This is a genomic window from Oscillospiraceae bacterium CM, assembly GCA_022870705.1.
Taxonomy (GTDB): Bacteria; Bacillota; Clostridia; order Oscillospirales; family Oscillospiraceae; genus Sporobacter.
Map to the genome: position 1 here is coordinate 919,340 of CP072107.1, position 18,444 is coordinate 937,783.

At 53.3% G+C, this 18,444-nt stretch carries 16 protein-coding genes and 1 tRNA gene; 10 read left to right on the plus strand and 7 right to left on the minus strand.

Translation table 11 applies throughout. From position 1 onward, the window contains the following. Nucleotides 1-93 precede the first annotated feature (93 nt). Nucleotides 94-1,149, plus strand: coding sequence for an IS30 family transposase (locus IZU99_04640; GenBank protein ID UOO38542.1), 1,056 nt, complete (start codon nt 94-96; stop codon nt 1,147-1,149). Between the two features lie 1,179 nt (nt 1,150-2,328). On the opposite strand, the gene IZU99_04645 is transcribed toward IZU99_04640, so the two are convergent. The 5 genes from IZU99_04645 to IZU99_04665 all read right to left on the minus strand — a co-directional run bounded on the left by IZU99_04645 (nt 2,329) and on the right by IZU99_04665 (nt 6,446). Next, nucleotides 2,329-2,399, minus strand: a tRNA-Gln gene (locus tag IZU99_04645). A gap of 68 nt (nt 2,400-2,467) precedes the next feature. Continuing rightward, nucleotides 2,468-3,751 (minus strand): PLP-dependent transferase, encoded by a 1,284-nt coding sequence (locus IZU99_04650; GenBank protein UOO38543.1) that lies wholly within the window; start codon nt 3,749-3,751, stop codon nt 2,468-2,470. Between the two features lie 14 nt (nt 3,752-3,765). Beyond that, nucleotides 3,766-5,220 (minus strand): HAMP domain-containing histidine kinase, encoded by a 1,455-nt coding sequence (locus IZU99_04655; protein ID UOO38544.1) that lies wholly within the window; start codon nt 5,218-5,220, stop codon nt 3,766-3,768. Further along, entirely contained in the window at nt 5,198-5,878 is a 681-nt protein-coding gene (locus tag IZU99_04660) for a response regulator transcription factor (GenBank protein UOO38545.1), read from the minus strand. Before IZU99_04660 ends, IZU99_04655 begins: the two co-directional genes overlap by 23 nt. A 10-nt stretch (nt 5,879-5,888) precedes the next feature. Beyond that, entirely contained in the window at nt 5,889-6,446 is a 558-nt protein-coding gene (locus IZU99_04665; protein ID UOO38546.1) for a helix-hairpin-helix domain-containing protein, read from the minus strand. A gap of 79 nt (nt 6,447-6,525) precedes the next feature. Here IZU99_04665 and IZU99_04670 point away from each other — a divergent pair, with 79 nt between their 5' ends. After that, nucleotides 6,526-7,950, plus strand: a complete 1,425-nt coding sequence (locus IZU99_04670) for a D-alanyl-D-alanine carboxypeptidase (GenBank protein UOO38547.1) — start codon at nt 6,526-6,528, stop codon at nt 7,948-7,950. 63 nt (nt 7,951-8,013) lie between these two features. On the opposite strand, the gene IZU99_04675 is transcribed toward IZU99_04670, so the two are convergent. Both IZU99_04675 and IZU99_04680 read right to left on the minus strand, forming a co-directional pair. Then, nucleotides 8,014-9,951 carry a beta-propeller domain-containing protein gene (locus tag IZU99_04675; GenBank protein ID UOO38548.1) on the minus strand — a complete coding sequence of 646 codons (1,938 nt, stop codon included), beginning with the start codon at nt 9,949-9,951 and terminating at the stop codon, nt 8,014-8,016. Between the two features lie 81 nt (nt 9,952-10,032). Continuing rightward, the gene (locus IZU99_04680; GenBank protein ID UOO38549.1) at nt 10,033-11,001 is read right to left on the minus strand and encodes an RluA family pseudouridine synthase; all 969 of its coding nucleotides are present in this window, start codon (nt 10,999-11,001) and stop codon (nt 10,033-10,035) included. 149 nt (nt 11,002-11,150) lie between these two features. On the opposite strand from IZU99_04680, the gene IZU99_04685 reads away from it, so the two are divergent. From IZU99_04685 to IZU99_04720, 8 genes are all read left to right on the plus strand, one after another. Continuing rightward, entirely contained in the window at nt 11,151-11,651 is a 501-nt protein-coding gene (locus IZU99_04685; protein ID UOO38550.1) for a DUF177 domain-containing protein, read from the plus strand. Between the two features lie 14 nt (nt 11,652-11,665). Further along, nucleotides 11,666-11,851 carry a 50S ribosomal protein L32 gene (gene rpmF / locus IZU99_04690; GenBank protein ID UOO38551.1) on the plus strand — a complete coding sequence of 62 codons (186 nt, stop codon included), beginning with the start codon at nt 11,666-11,668 and terminating at the stop codon, nt 11,849-11,851. Nucleotides 11,852-11,989: 138 nt separating this feature from the next. Further along, on the plus strand, nt 11,990-13,291 hold the full coding sequence (locus IZU99_04695; GenBank protein UOO38552.1) for a DUF512 domain-containing protein: 1,302 nt from the start codon (nt 11,990-11,992) through the stop codon (nt 13,289-13,291). A gap of 39 nt (nt 13,292-13,330) precedes the next feature. Beyond that, complete coding sequence (der, locus tag IZU99_04700) at nt 13,331-14,659, plus strand: ribosome biogenesis GTPase Der (protein UOO38553.1); 1,329 nt, start codon at nt 13,331-13,333, stop codon at nt 14,657-14,659. A gap of 37 nt (nt 14,660-14,696) precedes the next feature. Further along, the gene (plsY, locus tag IZU99_04705; GenBank protein ID UOO38745.1) at nt 14,697-15,374 is read left to right on the plus strand and encodes a glycerol-3-phosphate 1-O-acyltransferase PlsY; all 678 of its coding nucleotides are present in this window, start codon (nt 14,697-14,699) and stop codon (nt 15,372-15,374) included. An 11-nt stretch (nt 15,375-15,385) separates the two neighbouring features. Then, nucleotides 15,386-16,402: an NAD(P)-dependent glycerol-3-phosphate dehydrogenase gene (locus tag IZU99_04710; GenBank protein UOO38554.1), complete on the plus strand. Its 1,017-nt coding sequence runs from the start codon at nt 15,386-15,388 to the stop codon at nt 16,400-16,402. Between the two features lie 157 nt (nt 16,403-16,559). Continuing rightward, a complete protein-coding gene (locus IZU99_04715) occupies nt 16,560-17,213 on the plus strand; it encodes an ATP-dependent Clp protease proteolytic subunit (protein UOO38746.1) in 654 nt (217 codons plus the stop codon). Between the two features lie 243 nt (nt 17,214-17,456). Continuing rightward, on the plus strand, nt 17,457-18,299 hold the full coding sequence (locus tag IZU99_04720) for an undecaprenyl-diphosphate phosphatase (protein UOO38555.1): 843 nt from the start codon (nt 17,457-17,459) through the stop codon (nt 18,297-18,299). The last annotated feature ends 145 nt before the right edge of the window (nt 18,300-18,444 follow it).

The following is an 18,444-nucleotide window of genomic DNA, read 5'->3' on the forward strand; positions in this document are numbered from 1 at the left end:
TTGAACACTTGAACAGAAAAATCCATAGTGATTATTCTTCGTGGTAAAATGTAGTTCCTACACAACATCTGCCACCGAAAGGATACAATCACTATGGATAACAATGATTCTATCACAGTCAGCGCAGAACGCAAGAAAGGGCAACACTTGAGCTTGGAAGATCGTGGTGCTGTCAAAGCCCTCTTGAAGCAGGGACTTGGCGTACGCGGCATCGCCCGAAACATTGGCTGTTCACCGTCCACCATCTCATACGAGTTAAGGCGAGGTACACCGACACGGAAGAGCAACAGGGGCCAAGCACCTGGCTATTCTCCGAAACTCGGCGAGGCCATCTACAAGGCTAATCGAAGGGCTTGTGTCAAGCCCCTCAAAGCAGGCTCCTGCAAGACTTTCATTGACTGGGTAGTCAAGCAGATCCGGGAACACAAGTGGTCGCTGGATTCCTGCTGCGGATATGCGAAGCGACAGCGTTTGTACAGTGAAGATCAGATGGTTTGTACCCGCACTCTGTACAACATGGTCTGGGCAGGCTTGCTTCCCATCACGCCGACCGAACTGCCGGAAGCCTTAAAACGCAGCACCCGAAAGGCCAGGGGCAGGGAAAACAAAAAGCACTACGGCACAAGCATTTCCGCCCGTCCTGAGATCGCTTCCCTTCGTATAGAAGGCGGCCACTGGGAGGGCGACACCGTGGTTGGAAAACGAGCTGGGAAAGAGGCAGTTGTACTCTCTCTGCTGGAGAAGAAGACCGAGCACTACATCGCCATTCGTATTCCCGGAAAGACCAGTGATGCGGTGATGTCTGCCATGAAAAGCCTACGCGCTGAGTACGGGGAACGTTTTTCACAGATTTTTAAGACGATTACCGTAGACAACGGCAGCGAGTTCGCCGACTTTGCAGAAGTCGAGGCTTGGGGTTCCCAGATCTACTTTGCCCACCCATACAGCTCTTGGGAACGTCCTCAGAACGAAAGGCATAATGGACTGTTCCGGACCTTCGTTCCAAAGGGAACATCTATTGAGCAGTATACAGACGAGGACATCCTGTCCGCTGCTGATGAGTTAAATGGGCGACCCCGGAAGAAGCTCGGATACCACACGCCAGAGGAACTATTTGAAGCCTTTCTTGATTCCGAATACGCAGCCTGACGGCTGCGACAACCTTGGCACAGACAGCGCCTGCGGCACCATCTGTGTCCAAGGTTAATTGATGGGAACGATTTTGCCTCGGGGTGTTCAATTTGCACTTGCAATTTATGATTGAAAAAAGATACATATTTGACAATAATAATCTATTATTCTTTTGAGTCCTAATAAAAGGCTTGACATACAATATCTGTTGTTTTATTTGAGATTCTCTAATTCCCTTGTAAGTGACTGAATAATAATTAATTACTTTTTCAAGATTCTCTTTCGTTAAAATTGTATTATTAGATTTATTATATAATTCAACAGGGGCGCTTAATGGGTCTGGACTCTGCATACAAAGCCAAAATAACATTGTCAAAATATTGCAATATTCATCTATTGTTAAATTAAATAGTTCATTAAATATGGCATCATAATCAGATATATCTTGTATCTTCTTTAAGATGTGATAATTTCTATTAAAACTATTAAATATCCAATTCATGTTAAAGAACTGAAATTGCTCGTTTGAAAGCCCGAATAAATATTTATTGATGGTCTCAAATGAAGCGTTTTCTAAAATACTCGGATCAATAATTTTGTTTTCGTATCGTCTATACTGATTAACTAATCCTAAAAACTTGGTATCATTATCCACTGTTTGCGACCTATAGTCGGTGCTATGACAAACTGCTGCATATTGAATTCCTATAATGTCCCAAACAGATAAACCGATTTCGATATTATTAACAAACTCAAATTGTTTAACTTTAAAAACAAGCCTTTTAAATGACTTCATTTCTTTAAACATTAAAATTGACTGATACGAAAAAGTCTGGATTAAATTTTCAACTTCATATTTTTTTATTAAAGAAATAAAATCCATATGCAATCCTCAACAAAATTCTCACACTATTTTATGACTGTAAAAAACATAAATCAATACATAATTTGTTGAAATAAGAAATTATTAGGAATATAGGAAATAATACAAGTGCGACAATAAGTGGCCATACAGTCGTAAAACAATATGACTTTTTGAGGAAGTTGAAAATGGCATTGACTAATGCAAAAATTGAACTTGGTGATGTAATTAGTGATGTTTTTTCTTGAAAAATCCTGTGACAGATGTGAAATAAAAAATGGGCAAAAAAGCACCCTAAAACACCAAAAACGAGGCATTTTAGGGCGTTTATTTAACAGCGGGAGAAGGATTCGAACCCTCACAAACAGAGTCAGAGTCTGTCGTGCTACCATTACACAATCCCGCTAGATGATGGGTAAAAGGCTTCAGCAGAACTGAATTATAGCGTCTTTCACCCATGTTGTCAAGAAAATTTTACCCGATAGTTTGCAGCGCGTTATTGAGGTCTTCGAGGATATCGTCGGCGTTTTCAATGCCGACGGACAGGCGCACAAGGTCGGCTGAGACACCGGCTTCGATTAGCTGTTCGTCGCTCATTTGCCGGTGTGTGGCGCTGGCCGGATGGAGCACGCATGTGCGCGCGTCGGCCACGTGCGTGACGATAGCGGCAAGCTTTAAGGCCTTCATAAAAGTCTCGGCGGCGGCGCGGCCGCCCTTGAGGCCGAAGGAGACAACGCCGCACGAGCCGTTCGGCAGATACTTCACGGCGCGCTCATAGTATGTGTCGCCGGGGAGCGAGCAATACCGCACCCAGGCAATTTTGTCATGCGCCTTTAAAAACGCGGCGACTTTCAGGGCGTTTTCGCAGTGGCGCGCTACGCGCACATGGAGCGACTCCAGCCCGAGGTTTAAGAGGAACGAATTGTGCGGGGAGGGGACGGCACCGAGGTCGCGCATCAGCTGCATGGTCGCCTTTGTGATATACGCACCGGAAAGGCCAAACTGCTTCGTGTAGACAACGCCGTGATAGCTCTCGTCCGGCGTTGTGAGGCCGGGGAATTTGTCGGCGTGGGCGTCCCAGTCAAAGCGCCCGGCGTCAACGATGGCCCCGCCGATGACGGCGGCGTGCCCGTCCATATATTTGCTCGTGGAGTGGACGACGATGTCCGCCCCCCAGTCAAAGGGGCGGCAGTTAATCGGCGTGGGAAACGTGTTGTCCACGATGAGCGGCACGCCGTGCGCGTGGGCGACCGTGGCAAACAGCGCGATATCAAGAACGGCGAGCGCCGGATTGGCAATCGTTTCGCCATAAAGGGCCTTTGTGTTCGGGCGGAAGGCGGCGTGGAGCTCGTCTGCCGTGGCGTCCGGGCTCACAAACGTGAAGTCGATGCCCATGCGCTTCATCGTGACGGAGAAGAGATTATATGTGCCGCCGTAAATGGCGGACGAGCAGACGACGTGATCGCCGCAGGAGACAATATTGAAAACGGCGTAAAAGACGGCGGCCTGCCCGGAGGCGGTGAGCAGCGCGGCCGTGCCGCCCTCCAGCGCGCAGATTTTTTTGGCGATGGCGTCGTTTGTGGGGTTTGCGATGCGGGAATAGAGATAGCCGTCGGCTTCCATGTCAAACAATCGGGCCATATCGGCGCTCGTATCATATTTATAGGTGGTGCTCTGAATAATCGGCAGAATGCGCGGCTGGCCGCTTGTCGGCTCATAACCGGCCTGAACGCATTCGGTATCTTTTCGGTATGTCATCTGTAATTGCCCCTTCAAGTGTTATTGAGCGGTGTTTCGGCTGGCGGGAATTGAACGATAAAGCGCATACCGCCCGTCTCGCGCCGCTCGGCGCTGATGACGCCGCCGTTGTCGCGGACGGTGTCGCGCACGATGGCAAGGCCAAGGCCGCTGCCGCCGGCCTCGCGGCTGCGCGCCTTGTCAACACGGTAGAAGCGGTCAAAGATATAAGGCAGGTCGGATTCCGGCACACCGATGCCGGTATCCTCAACGGTCAGGGAAATACCGTCCGGCGTGTGCGCGAGCGTCACGTCAACGCGCCCGCCGGGCATGTTGTATTTGATGGCGTTTTCAACGAGGTTGAAGACGATTTGGTAAATATCGTCCTCCGTTGAAAAAACGTAACAGCCGTCGTCAAGCGCGGCGTCCAGCCGGATTTGATAGCTCTGCGCCAGCGGGCGGAGCATGCGCAAGGTGTTGTCGACGACGTGGCGGATGTCAACGCGCTCGCGTGCGGCGGTGACGTTGTTGTCGAGGCGTGTGAGGGTCATCAGCTTTGCCGTCGTACGGGACAGGCGCTCAGCCTCGTTGCCGATATCGGTGACGAATTCGCGGGCGGTGTCGAGATCGATGCGCTCGTTTTGCAGAATGCTGTCCGTCAAGAGGCGGATCGAAGCCAGCGGCGTTTTAAGCTCGTGTGAGGCATCGGCCACAAAGCGGCGGCGAACCTCCTCCGTTTCGCGCAGGCGGCTTGTGAGGCTGTTAAACTCGTCGCCAATCAGCGTCAGCTCGTCGCTGCCGCGGATGTGGATTTTATAATTATATTCCCCCTCACGGACGGATTTGATCGCCTTGAGGATGGAGGTAATGCGGCGCATAATCGTCCAGATGAGAAAGCCGAGCATGAGAAGCGACAGGGCGGCAATCACAAACGAAATGCTTTTGATAGTACTTTGCAGGCCGATTAAAATAGCGCCCTGCACCACGTCGTTTTCATGGACGTAGACAGCTCCGACGACGAGCCCGTCGCTGTTATAAACCGGCATGAAGGCACTGCTGGAAAAGGCGCTGCCAGAGAACTTTGAGAAAAATACGTCGTACCCGTCAAGTGCTTTTTTGATGTTGTCGGTGACGAAAAGGGGGTCAACGCTCTCGTCCTCCTCGTTGGAATCGTAGAGGGCGTTGCCGCTCGAGCCGACGACGGTGACGTGTGTGAGGCCCGTCACGTCCAGCCGCGTCATCACGTCCTCGACGCCGCCAATCGTGAGGATGCTCTCGGTATCCGTCAGGTTGGATGCGATGAGGCGAGCCTGATTTTCAATCGAGGCTTTCTTTGAGGTAAAAATCATATCGCGGGAGGCCGTCAGAAAAAAAGTGTTCATCAGAATCAGGACGACGGCGATGGTGGAGACAAACATCAGCGCCAGCTTCGTCCGAATACTGCCGAAAACCCGCCATTTTTTCGCGTTATCCTTTGATATAGTACCCAACCCCCCATTTGGTCATGATCCGCTCAGGCTCGGCGGGGTTTTTCTCCAGCTTTTCGCGCAGCCGCCGGACGTGGACGTCAACCGTTCTGATATCGCCCTGATAGTCGTAGCCCCAGACGATGTTTAAAAGGTTTTCGCGGCTGTAGACCCTGTCCGGGTTTTTGGCCAGCAGCTCAATAACGTCGAATTCCCGCGCCGTCAGCTCGACGGGAACGCCGCTTTTCTTCGCCGTGCGTTTTTCCGTATCGATCGTGATCGGCCCGACGGTGATTTCCGCGTCGCCGGTATTCTGGGTGACGAGCGACGAGCGGCGCAGAAGCGCCCGGACGCGCGCTTTGAGCTCAATGATGTTAAAGGGCTTTGTGACATAGTCGTCGGCCCCGTATTCAAAACCGATGATCTTGTCCGTATCCTCACTGCGGGCCGTCAGCATAATGATCGGGACGTTTGAAAACGCCCGGATGCGCATACAGGCTTCTAGCCCGTCCAGCTTCGGCATCATCACATCGAGAATGATGAGATCAAAATTGCCGCCCCTGGCAAGCTCAACGGCCTCCTCGCCGTCGTAAGCGGCGTCAACCTGATAACCCTCTGATTCGAGATTGAATTTAATACCCTTAACGAGCAGCTTTTCGTCGTCAACAACTAATATTTTCACCGGTTCACCTCTATCCGACTGCAATGAAGTCTTTAATGGCCTCGAACTTCTGATCGCCAATGCCCGAGACGTTTTTGATTTGGGAGATGCTTTGGAAAGCGCCGTATTGCGTCCTGTAATCGATGATGCGCTGCGCCAAAACGGGGCCGATGCCGTCAAGCGCCTCCAGCTCGGCGGCGGTGGCGGTGTTAATGTTGATTTTCCCCGCTACAGCGGGTGCTTTGGCGCTCGCGGATGGCACAGGCAACGTGGTGGCGGCCCCGGCGGGCGACGCGTCGGCCGCGAGGCCGGTCACCGTGACGACGCGAGCGGCCGTTAATCTGCCGGTAAAAAACCCGGCCGTAAAGATCAAAACGGCGATGGCCAGGGCGATGAGCACGCCTTCAGACGGCGAGAGCTTTTTCATCCCAATCCGCTCTTTCAAAAGAATTATCAGAAAACCTTCATGCCTGTTGCGTTTCAGGCATAAATTTTGATATACTGGCCAAAGAGGAATCGCTGTTATTTTCGGGAATTGTGTCGATATAGGCCGCACAGATAAATCGACAGCATGACAGCGCCGCGCCATGACCTACCACAGCAGGCAGACCAAAATTCGTTATAAGCGCCGCCATGCGGTTATTATAACATAAAATTGGAAGATATGTATGAGGAAATTCAACATTTTCATCGTCTTTTTCGCGCTTGTGCTGTTCGTCTCCGCCGTCTTGCCGCCGCAGGCCGCCGCGCTGGCAGATCCGGCCGTCTTGGCGTCCTCCGCGCTTCTTGTGGAGGTCACGTCCGACAAGGTTCTCTATGATAAAAATAAAGACGCCGCCGTTGATCCGGGCGGCGCCGTCAAAATGATGACGGTTTTGTTGGCGGTCGAGGCAATTGAAAACGGACAGGCCGCCCTGACGGACGCTATCCTTGCGGGCGACGCCGCGTTTGACCCGTCGGGCCGAAGTGGCGCCATGCCGAAAATCGTCTCCGGCGAGATGCTGACGCTGGAGGATTTGTTGTATGACGCGTATCTGGCGGGGGATACGAACGCCGCCGGTATTATCGCAACATGCCTTGCCGGGAGCACCGCCGCTTATGTCGAGCGCATGAATAAACAGGCTGCCGCGCTCGGCTGCAAAAACACCCATTTCACAAACGTCTTCGGTACGGCGGACGCAACTCAGACGACAAGTGCCTGGGATCAGTATCTCATCTTTAAGGAAGCGCTGCGCCACCCGCTTTTTCTGAAAATCGCCGAGACTACAGCCTATCAGATGCAGGCGACGAACAAGTCCAAGCCGCGCGCACTAATAAACGGCAATCTAATGCTTCAATATTCCAGCCCCTACTATGAGAAAAACAGTGTTGCGGGCTGCGCCGCGTCCTCCGATGCGGGGGAGAAAAGCATGACGGCCTATTCGAAAAACGATAATTTGACACTGATTGCCGTCACGTTCGGTGCAAGCGACATTCCGGCGCCAGACGGTGCCATTGTCGATCAGCGCTTTACGGAAACAAAGCGCCTTCTGGACTGGGGCTTTGCGGGCTTTGCCTGGAAGGTGTTGACAGAGCAGAACACGGCCGTTGCCTCCGAGAAAATTGACCTTGCCGAAGGGACGGACATTGTGAATCTACTGCCGTCTGATACCATTAAAGCCGTCGTCCGCAGTGACCTGACGGATGTTGACATCAAAAAGGACATCGTCTATTACGGGACATCCGGCGGCAGGACGCTCGTGGCGCCCGTTCGGAGCGGCGAGCTCCTCGGGCAGATGACGATAACGGTTGACGGGGAAAACTGCGGAACGGTCGGCCTCGTCGCAGCATCAGACGTGCGTCTGGATAAAGGAAAGTTCATCCAAAAGCGGTTGCAGGATACGCTTCATAATATCTGGTTTCAGCTCGGTGCCGCCGTTTTTGTCATCCTGCTCGGCGGGTATATCTACCTCATCATCCGCGATAGAAAGGCCCGGCGCGGGGAAGAGGAACTGCGTGTGAAAAAAGAGAAGAAAATGAAGCCGGAAAAGATCGACCGGAAAGAGAATAACGAGAAGAAAAAGCTGGCGGCGTTTTTAAAAAAGAAAGATTAACAGCAGCGCCAATTCAGTAAAAATAATAAATGCCGGGCTGATGCCCGGCATTTATTATGATGGTTATGAATAGGCGAGCTTTTTAGCGAGCTTAAAGCTTGTCATATCGAGGATATAAACGGCGTTCGCATCCACGATATAAGCGTACTGCCCGATATAAAGCCCGCGGCTGTCGCCGCCCCAGTCGAGCGCGTCAACGTGCGCGCGGCTGTAAAAGCCCTCGGCGTCGGAATAGCCGTAAATATCATAGCCGTTGTCGGCAGGGAAGGCGATGATGTTTTTATCGGGAGAGATTAAAATAGCCCGCGGGTTATACAAGGCGCTTGAATAGCTTGACTTGAGCTTTAAGGTGTGTTTAACGGTCACATCCTTCGGATTTGTCGTGTCGAACATGGAGAGCTTCATGCCGCTTGTGGCGCCTGTCTTCTCGTCGGCGTCCATACCAAGCCCGAAGAGCCGCCCCTCGCCGTAGACGTGCAGATAGCTTGAGAAGCCGGGGATTTTCAAGGCGCTTAAAACGGTCGGGTTTTTCGGATCGGTGAGGTCAACGGCAAAGAGCGGGTCAACCTGCCGGAACGTGACGATATAGGCAATGCTGCCGTCAAACCGAACGCCGTAAACCTGCTCGCCCTTGGAAAGGTCTTGGACGCTGCCAATGGCGTTGAGCCCGCCGTCAAGGACAAAAAGGGCGTTTGATGAAACAGGGTCCTTCCAGATGCTGTTTATAAAGCCCTTGGCTTTGTCGGTATACTCCGACCAACTTTGGGAATACGTCGTTGTGACGACGCGGAGGTTGCCGCCTGACGCGTCAAGCACATATGGATTGACGAGGCTGCCGGGTACGGTCCCTGCGGCTTTTCGGCTGAGCCCGCCGCCGGAAATGTCAAAGCTCGTGATGGCCGTTTTGCTCTCGCTTTGATAATCGATAACGGTGTAGACACTGTCGGTATACGGGTCTCCTGCCGTCTGTTCCGTCGTGCTGCAGGTAAGATAAAGCGTTTCCTTATTCATATAGACCACCGAGCCGCCGCCCATGACAGACTCGTTGGCGTCGCGTGCGCCGCTGTCAAGGTTATACGCACAGAGAACAGTGTAGGCGGCCGAATTGATAATAGGCATGATGGAGATGCGGCCCGCTTCAACGAGAGACGCCTTCCCGTCCGTATACAGCCGTGGGACATACGTTGACGGATCGTTTTGATCCATCGTGTACACATAATATGTCGATATGAGATACAGCGTCGAGCCGACGAGGCGCGACGTCAGCGGGTAGCCGTCCTGCCCGAGCGATTTTTTAAGAGTGGGGTGAGCCTTGTCGGATATGTTGATGAGATAGAGCGTTGATCGCTGCGTGTTGTTTGCCGGCGCGATGTCAGTCGTGACAGCCCCGGCGGCGACTTTCGCATCGGCACTGCCGGATTCGGCGGCCAAATACGGGATATAACTTGAATAGGAGGTCACGACGGCGGCGGTGTCGCCGGAGACATAGAGCTCTGTTGCCGATTCGGAGGCATAATTGCCGTCCGCTGTCTTGTTGCCGCTGCTGTCACCGCCGATTTTTAAGGCGGACACCTGTTTTGTGGCGGCGCCGTCGGCTTGAAAGATTATGAGTGTATTCTGGCGCAGCACATAAATGAACTGTCCGTCTGTTTTGACGATGTCACCCTCGTCAACACCGTCAACCTGCACATTCGTCGTCGAGTAATCGGCGTCCGTGGGTGTCGGCTCCTTGATTGCCTCCGGCGACGATGAGACCGTTTGCCCATTGTCCTGCGCGGCTGTTCCGGCGGCCGTGTCAGCCGTTTTGTAAGCACCGTTTGGCCCGGCTGCTGCTTTCTGAAGGGCGCTGAAAAGATCGGCGTATGATGAAACTAGGGTAAGCGCTGTCGGGCCGGGGCTTGCGCTCGTTTTGCCGGTGCCGGAATTCTGCGCGCGGCAGCCGGTCATCAGGCTGAGCATCAGTGCCAGCGTGAGAAAAAGCGGGAAAATCGATTTTTTCATGGTGAAGACCTCACAGTTCATCAGAATGTCCCGGATGGTCATTAGACGGCAGGTGCCGGAAAAAGTTCCCGCGAGAATTGCTTATTGAAAGCTTTTTTGAAAATATTTTTCCGCGAAATCGACATACGCCAGCTTGAAGGTGCGCCCTTTTAAATTGTTGAGAATCCCGGCATCCGTTTTGAAATCGAAAACAACGCAGTAGGAGCAGAGGGCTTGCCCCGTCTCCCCGTAGGGGCGGTTGTCTTTTTCGCGCCCATATTTGCCGTCGCCAAGAAGCGGGTGACCGGCGTGGGCCAGCTGCGCCCTGATTTGATGCGTCCGGCCGGTGACAAGGCGGCATTCCACTAAGGACAGCCCTTTTTGAACGGCCAGTGTCCGATACTCGGTGACGGCTGTTTTTGACCCTTTTTGATTTTTGTCGCTGATAAAGACCTGATTTTTGACGGCATCCTTGAAAAGCTGGCCCTCCAACCGCCCGGAGGGTGGGCGCAGCGCCCCGTGGACAACGGCGAGATAAAACTTTTCCACCTCGCGCGCTTTAATTTTTTCATTCATGATACGCAGTGCCTCGGCGTTTTTCGCCGCGATGACGATCCCGGCGGTGTTCCGGTCAATTCTGTTGCACAGGGCGGGGGCAAATGCGTTTTCATCGCCCGGCCGCCACGCACGTTTGGCATACAGATACGCTTGTATCTGGGCAATCAGCGTGTTATACGACCACGCGCCGTCGCTGTGGCACAAAACGCCTGCTTTCTTGTTGACGAGCAGGATGTTATCGTCCTCATAAACGATGTCTAAAGCGGGCGCGGTAATCTTTAAATAGGCGTTTTCCGCCGTCGGTTTTTCAAAGAACTCATCGTTAACGTACATCTGAACGGTATCACCGGCCGCCAGCTTCGTCTCACGCGCCGCGCCCTTGCCATTGACCTTGATACGCTTGAGGCGAATATACTTTTGGAGGAGAGAAGCAGGCAAAAGCGGCACGGCCTTTGAGACAAATCTGTCCAGCCGCTGCTGTGCGTCGTTTGGCCGTATTGTAAACTCTTTCAAAACGCTTACCGTCCTTCATCTGTCGTATGTTTGCTGCGCTTGGCGAGGGTGCCGTTGTAAACGGCCAGTGACATCATACAATATAAAAAATTGTTTGACAACATATGCCCGATGACTTATAATGTCAAAGCGACTATGGAAGGTGCGGTATGCGGCTTAATCTTCGTGAAATTATCAATATTCCCGGTGCATCCGTCACGTTTGACTATGCGCCTGATCTGTCGGACACGGCGTTCGGCTCCGTCAGAGGTGTCAAAGCGCCGGTACGCGCCGTCGGGTTTATTAAAAATAATGCCGGGGTACTCGATTTTACCGCCGAGGTTGATGCCGTTTTGGCATGCGCCTGTGCCAGATGTCTGAAGGAATTTGACAAATCCGTCCACCTCCGCTGTCAGGCCACCCTGACGGAACAGGAGCACGACAAGGACGAAGCGGATAAATATGTTCTCGACGGAGATTATGCCGACGTGGATGAAATTATCCTGACGGACTTCGTTTTGAACATGGATCAGAGGATTTTGTGCAGAGAAGACTGCCAAGGCCTCTGCAGCACCTGCGGGGCCGATTTAAACAATGGGCCGTGCACGTGCGGAGCTCAGATTGATCCCAGGCTCGCTGTCCTTGGGCAGCTCCTGGAAAATGAAACATAACAGGAGGTGTCACCATGGCGGTTCCAAAGAGAAAAACATCGAGCGCGAGAAGAGACAAGAGGCGTTCCTCCCACTGGAAGCTGGATGTTCCCGGTCTTGTCAAGTGTTCCAAATGCGGCGAGCTTCGTCTGATGCATCGGGTCTGCAAGGCCTGCGGCACATACAACGGTCGTGAAGTGATCAAAGTCAGCGCTGAATAAAAAGTGTCCGGCGGGGGAAAACCCCGCCGCATTTTTCGTCACCGGCCAATTTTGACGCAGTATTTTTTTGTACTTAATCACGGCGGGCCGCCAGCCGAAAGCGGCGGCGCACCGTTTTGGCGGTGTTATGGAGCGTTCATGGGTTCCGTTATTACAGGCATGACGGATAATAGCCCCTTGGCAGGGAGACGCCTAACGGTGGGCGATACGCTCGTGCGCCTCAATGGGCACAAAATCCGTGATGTGCTCGATTATCAGTATTATTCTTATGATGCGCGCCTTCTGCTGGAGGCGCGCGGCCGGGACGGCGCGATAAAGCTCATCCGCGTGCATAAAGCGCCGGGGGAGCCGCTCGGGCTCTTGTTTGACGATTTTTTAATGGACACGGCGCGCGCCTGCGTCAACCGGTGCGTCTTCTGCTTTGTCGACCAGCTTCCCAAGGGGCTGCGGGATTCCCTGTATTTTAAAGACGACGATATTCGCCTGTCTTTTTTGATGGGCAATTATGTGACGCTATCAAACCTCACGCAGGCAGATGTCGATCGGTTTATCGCCATGCGCCTGTCCCCGCTCAATATTTCCGTCCACGCGACGGACCCGGCATGCCGCAGTCTCCTGCTTGGCGTGAAAAATGCCGGGCGCGGCCTTGAGACGATGCGCGCGTTTGCCGCAAGCGGGATCACGATGAACTGCCAGATTGTCGTTTGCCCCGGCTTGAATGATGGCACGCACCTAGAGCGCACGATGGCGGATCTCGCCGCGCTGTATCCGCATGTTGCAAGCGTTTCTGTCGTCCCGGTCGGGCTGACGAAATTTCGAGACGGGCTGTACCCGCTGCGCCCGTTTGACCGGCAGAGCGCCGGAGAGACGCTTGCTCAGGTCGAAAAATATGCCAATCGCTGCCGCCACAAGCTTGGCACGCGTCTTTTTTACCCGGCCGATGAACTTTATTTAAAGGCCGACTGCGCCATACCGCCGGAGTCGTTTTATGAAGGCTATCCGCAGCTTGAAAATGGCGTTGGGATGCTCCGGCTATTCCAAACACAGGCGCAATCAGCCCTGAAAAATGCGTCAAATCCGTCAGGGGAGGCATTTACAATTGCCACAGGGCACGCGGCTTTTTCTTATTTAGAAAAAATTTTAAACACAGCACGTGAAAAATATGCTAAGATAAAAGGCAAAATAATACCTGTCGATAACGACTTCTTCGGGCCGTCCATCGACGTTGCGGGGCTTATTACGGGCGGTGACTTGATTCGTCAGTTGCGCGGGCAGGACCTTGGCAAGAGGCTTCTTCTGTCGCAAAGCATGCTCCGGCACGGCGAGGCCGTCTTTCTGGACGACGTGACGGTGGAAGACGTTTCAAAAGTTCTTGGTGTATCCGTCCGATTTGTTGCGCAGGATGGCGCGGATTTTATCCGGGCAATCTGCGGGGAATGATCCGGTGCGCCGGTAAAAAGTGAAAGAGGTGTCAACACCGTGGCGAAACCGCTGATTGCCATCGTGGGTCGGCCGAATGTCGGCAAGTCCATGCTTTTTAACAGAATAGCGGGCAGACGGTTGTCAATCGTGGAAGACACGCCCGGCGTCACGCGTGACAGGCTGTACGCCACGTCCGACTGGAGCGGCCACGCTTTTTCCATCGTTGATACGGGCGGTATCGAACCGACGGCCGATTCCGAAATTTTGCTTTTCATGCGCGAACAGGCGCTGTTAGCCATCGACATGGCCGACGTTATTTTATTTGTGACAGATATCACGACGGGTGTCACAGCCGCCGACGAGGAGATCGCCGCGCTGCTGCTCCGCTCACATAAGCCGGTCGTTCTGGCGGTCAACAAAATGGATTCTATCGGGCCGTCAGACCCCGCTATTTATGAATTTTACGCGCTCGGCCTTGGCGACCCGATCGCCCTGTCGGCCACACACGGCCACGGCACGGGAGACGTGCTCGACGCTTGTGTCCGCCATTTTCCAACGCCATCCGGCTCGGAGGAAGAGGACGACGTGATCAAGGTTGCCGTCATCGGCAAGCCGAACGTCGGCAAGTCGTCTCTCATCAACCACATTCTCGGTGAAAACAGAGTCATCGTCAGTGATATCGCCGGGACAACGCGCGACGCTGTTGACACGCCGTTTGAAAACGCCGACGGCCGCTATGTTTTCATTGACACGGCAGGTATCCGCCGCCGCTCAAAGATTAACGACAGTATTGAGAAATACAGTGTGCTCCGATCAGAAATGGCCGTCGAACGCGCCGATGTTTGCCTCATTATGATCGATGCCCGCGAAGGCGTCACCGATCAGGACACGAAGGTGGCGGGGCTTGCCCACGAGGCCGGGAAAGCGAGCATCATCCTTGTTAACAAATGGGACCTCGTCGAAAAAGAAACGAATACCATGGATCGGATGCGCCAGGAGGTTATGCGCGACCTCGGCTTTATGACGTATGCGCCCATCCTTTTCATCTCGGCTAAAAGCGGCCGCCGCGTCGAGCGGCTTTTTGAGCTTATCAATTTCGTCAACGATCAGGCGTCAATGCGCATCACAACGGGGATGCTCAATAACGTCTTAGCGGACGCCACTGCCCGCGTCCAGCCGCCGACCGATAAGGGTAAGCGCCTGAAAATCTATTACATGACGCAGACGGGCGTCCGACCGCCGACCTTTGTCTGCTTCTGTAACGACGCGGCGCTCTTTCACTTCTCCTATCAGCGCTATCTGGAAAACCAAATCCGGGGCGTCTTTGGGCTGGAGGGAACGCCCATCCGCCTGTTTATTCGTCAAAAGGGCGACGACGAGAAGTGACGAATTATGCCTATCGCCAGACACGCATCATCGGAGGATTACGAACGTGCTTATTTTATTATTATTAATAACGGCCGCGCAGGCATACGTTATCGGCGGCGTCAACGGCGCCATTATCACATCAAAATATTTCTACCGCAAAGACATCCGCAAATTCGGCAGCGGCAACCCCGGCCTGACGAATTTTTTCCGCGTCTTCGGCAAGGGCGGTGCCGCGCTTGTTGTTTTGATTGACGTGCTGAAAACGGTTGGCCCTGTGATTATCGGCGGTATTCTGTTTGGTCTTTTTGTCGATCCGTCAGTTTTTCCCAGTGGCAACGGCGCCGCCTTCGGGCTGAATTTCTTCGGCAGTGCTTGGGCCGGATTCTTTGTCATTCTCGGCCACTGCTTTCCGCTCTTCTACGGGTTTCGGGGCGGAAAGGGCGTTATGGCAGTAGGCACTGTTGTTTTCTTTATCGATTGGCGCATCGCGCTCATTTGCTGGGGTGTGTTTATACTTCTCACACTCGTCACGCGGTATGTTTCACTGGGCTCTATTATTGGTGTCCTGTCATATCCTGTCATGGTCGGCGTGCTCGGGGACGGCGGCTTCTGGGAGATCGTCGTAGCCTCGCTGAGCGCGGGCCTTCTGATTTATCGGCATCGGGAAAATATCAAGCGGCTTTTCAAGGGCACGGAATCGAAATTCAGTTTCCATAGAAAAAAAGAGGCTTAGAGGAATCGAATATGAAAATTTCTGTATTCGGCAGCGGCGGATGGGGAACGGCCATCGCAAAAGTGCTGCATGAAAACGGCCATGCCGTCACGCTATGGTCCAAATTTGAAAAGGAAGTCGAAACGCTGACCAAAACGCGTGAAAACCCGCTTTTGCGCGGCGTTAAAATTCCGGAAGGCATTGCCATCACAACGTCGCTTGACGACGCGGCCGACGGGTTGGACGTTGCTGTTATGGCAACGCCGTCGTTTGCCGTGGCGGAAACGGCGCTGCTGCTGAAAGACCGGCTCAAGCCGGATTGCATCGTTGTGTGTGTCTCAAAGGGCATTGAAAAGGATACGACGCGCCTGTTTTCAACAATCCTGCGTGAGGCGCTCGGCGACGGCGCACGCCTTGTGTCCCTGTCCGGCCCGACGCACGCTGAAGAGGTCGGCCGCCAGATTCCGACGGCCTGTGTCGCCGCGTCCGAGGATATCGCGACAGCCGAGGCGGTGCAGGATATTTTCATGAACGACTACTTCCGCGTTTATACATCGACAGACGTTATCGGCGTTGAGCTCGGCGCGGCACTTAAAAATGTCATCGCGCTCGGTGCAGGCATCAGTGACGGGCTCGGCTTCGGCGACAATACGATTGCCATGCTGATGACGCGCGGCTTGGCTGAAATGGCGGAGCTCTGTGTTGCCCTTGGCGGCCGGAAATCAACGCTGGCTGGTCTTGCCGGCCTTGGTGACCTGATCGTTACATGCACCTCCAAGCACTCGCGCAACAGGCGCGCGGGCGTCTTGATCGGCAAAGGGATGGATATTCAGGAGGCCATGCAGGAAGTCGGGGCCGTTGTAGAGGGTTATTATGCCGCGAAGGCCGCCTATGAGCTGTCCCAAAAAACAGGCATCGACATGCCGATTTCGACGGAGGCTTATCGCGTGTTGTACGAAGGAAAATCGGCGATGACGGCGATGAAGGATCTCATGAGCCGCTCGAAACGGCGCGAATGGGAGTCCGCCGAGGAAACATGGGTTGTCTGACGCCTGACCAAGTTCATATGCATTGTTTCACCTCTGCGGGCTAATACTGTCGCAGAGGTGATTATTTTTGGAAGAGACAAATAAGGACACCCATGATGAAAGTAAGCGTGAGGAAGCGCAGATCATCGGTGAATACCAGCGCGCGCAGATCAATGATATGGGCTCTACGACAACGCGGACCAACAAGGGCGTCATCCACTGCCTGACAATCGTGGGGCAGATTGAAGGCCACCAGATTCTCCCGCAGGATACGAAAACAACAAAGTATGAACACGTCATGCCGCAGCTGGCGGCCATTGAGGAGTCGGAGGAGATAGAAGGCCTTCTGATTTTGCTCAACACCGTCGGCGGTGATATTGAGGCGGGGCTCGGCATCGCCGAGCTGATAGCCAGCATGAAAAAGCCGACTGTTTCACTTGTCCTTGGCGGCGGCCATTCGATCGGCGTTCCGCTGGCTGTCGCGGCCAAGCGCTCTATTATTGCCCCGTCAGCCGCGATGACGATTCATCCCGTCCGCCTGACGGGCGTTGTCATCGGCGTACCGCAGACGTATAATTACTTCGGCAAAATTCAAGAGCGCATCGTCCAGTTTGTAACGACGAATTCCGGCATTAAGCGTGAGCGGTTTATTGATATGATGCTCAAAACGGGCGAGCTTGCTGCCGACGTCGGAACGGTCATTTACGGTGAGGAGGCCGTTCAGAGCGGCCTGATTGACCAGCTCGGCGGCCTGTCGGACGCGCTCAGCTGGCTCCACACGCAAATTGCCGCGGAGAAAAAGGAAAAGGACGGCGCAAGTGGCTTGGGCTAAAGGCGCAGCAGATTGCCCCGTGATGCGGTGAAAATGCCGTAAAATGGCGCAATCAGAAGGCTTTTCGTATAAAAATACTGGCAATTATCCGTCCATTATGATAAGATGTGATATAAAACTGATGATTGGCAAGGTGTCTGCGGATGTTTTGCGCATCAGTCGGTACGGCGGGCAAGAGGGGAAGACTGTGTAGAGAGGCCCTGCCGTATAGGGGCGCTCGGTGCCCCGGTTGGAGGGATAAGCATGTCGTTTTTTACGGCAATTTTACTGGGGCTCATTCAGGGTGTCACGTCATTTTTGCCAGTTTCCACATCGGCCCATCAGGCCATCATTCATAATCTGTTTCATCTGGACGTCCCCTCGGAAGGGATCGGGTTTTTTAATTTTCTGATGAATTTAAGCACGCTCGTATCGATTTTTCTCGTCTGGCGGGACGAGCTTGTTTCGATGTTTCGTGAGGGCGCGGACTTTCTGCGCGGCAAAACAGAGACAAATCATGTGGGTGAGGGGCGGCTGACACCGCCGCTGCGCATGATATACTTTATCGTCATCGCCACGCTGCCGCTCATTCTCTCCGTGCCGATTAATCAGCGGGCCGATATTCTGATGCAAAATGTGACGTTTGTCGGCTGCGCGATGCTCGCCATGGGCGCCGTTTTGTTCGCGTCGGATCGATTTATCCAATATGGCAAGAAGACAGAAAAGACGATGGATACAAAAGACGCGCTCATCATTGGTTTGGCACAGGCGTTTGCCGCTATACCGGGTCTGTCGCGGGTTGGGACATCGCTCTCGCTCTCTCTCGCGCAGGGGCTTGATAAGGATTTTGCCGTCCGCTTTTCCGTTTGGCTTTCGCTGCCGTCGCTCATTATTGCAACATTTATTTCTTTCTTTTCGATTTTCAAAGGCGGCATGACGTGGCCGTCCTTCTTTACCTATCTTGTCGCGTTTATTCTGTCCGTTTTGACGGGTTATCTCGCGATTCAAACGCTTCGCATCTTAACAGCGCAGCGCAGGCTTAAGTATTTTTCCTTTTACCTCTGGGGCGCGGGCTTTTTAACGGTGATTTTATCCTTCATACTCTAGCTTTGAGGTGGCTTATGGCACAATCAAAAGCAAAACGAAAAAGCCCGGCCAAGAAAAAGCCAGGCCGCCCAAAAGCGGCCGAGGCCGTCAGCCGCGGGAAATCATACGTGCGCGAAATATCGGCCGTCATCTTCCTGTTGCTCGG

Bases quoted from the DNA above. Each gene is read 5' to 3' on its own strand.
- IZU99_04640 (UOO38542.1), top strand. From the start codon at position 94: ATGGATAACAATGATTCTATCACAGTCAGCGCAGAACGCAAGAAAGGG.
- IZU99_04650 (UOO38543.1), bottom strand. From the start codon at position 3,751: ATGACATACCGAAAAGATACCGAATGCGTTCAGGCCGGTTATGAGCCG.
- IZU99_04665 (UOO38546.1), bottom strand. From the start codon at position 6,446: ATGGCGCGGCGCTGTCATGCTGTCGATTTATCTGTGCGGCCTATATCG.
- IZU99_04670 (UOO38547.1), top strand. From the start codon at position 6,526: ATGAGGAAATTCAACATTTTCATCGTCTTTTTCGCGCTTGTGCTGTTC.
- IZU99_04675 (UOO38548.1), bottom strand. From the start codon at position 9,951: ATGAAAAAATCGATTTTCCCGCTTTTTCTCACGCTGGCACTGATGCTC.
- IZU99_04685 (UOO38550.1), top strand. From the start codon at position 11,151: ATGCGGCTTAATCTTCGTGAAATTATCAATATTCCCGGTGCATCCGTC.
- rpmF (UOO38551.1), top strand. From the start codon at position 11,666: ATGGCGGTTCCAAAGAGAAAAACATCGAGCGCGAGAAGAGACAAGAGG.
- IZU99_04695 (UOO38552.1), top strand. From the start codon at position 11,990: ATGGGTTCCGTTATTACAGGCATGACGGATAATAGCCCCTTGGCAGGG.
- IZU99_04710 (UOO38554.1), top strand. From the start codon at position 15,386: ATGAAAATTTCTGTATTCGGCAGCGGCGGATGGGGAACGGCCATCGCA.
- IZU99_04715 (UOO38746.1), top strand. From the start codon at position 16,560: ATGGGCTCTACGACAACGCGGACCAACAAGGGCGTCATCCACTGCCTG.
- IZU99_04720 (UOO38555.1), top strand. From the start codon at position 17,457: ATGTCGTTTTTTACGGCAATTTTACTGGGGCTCATTCAGGGTGTCACG.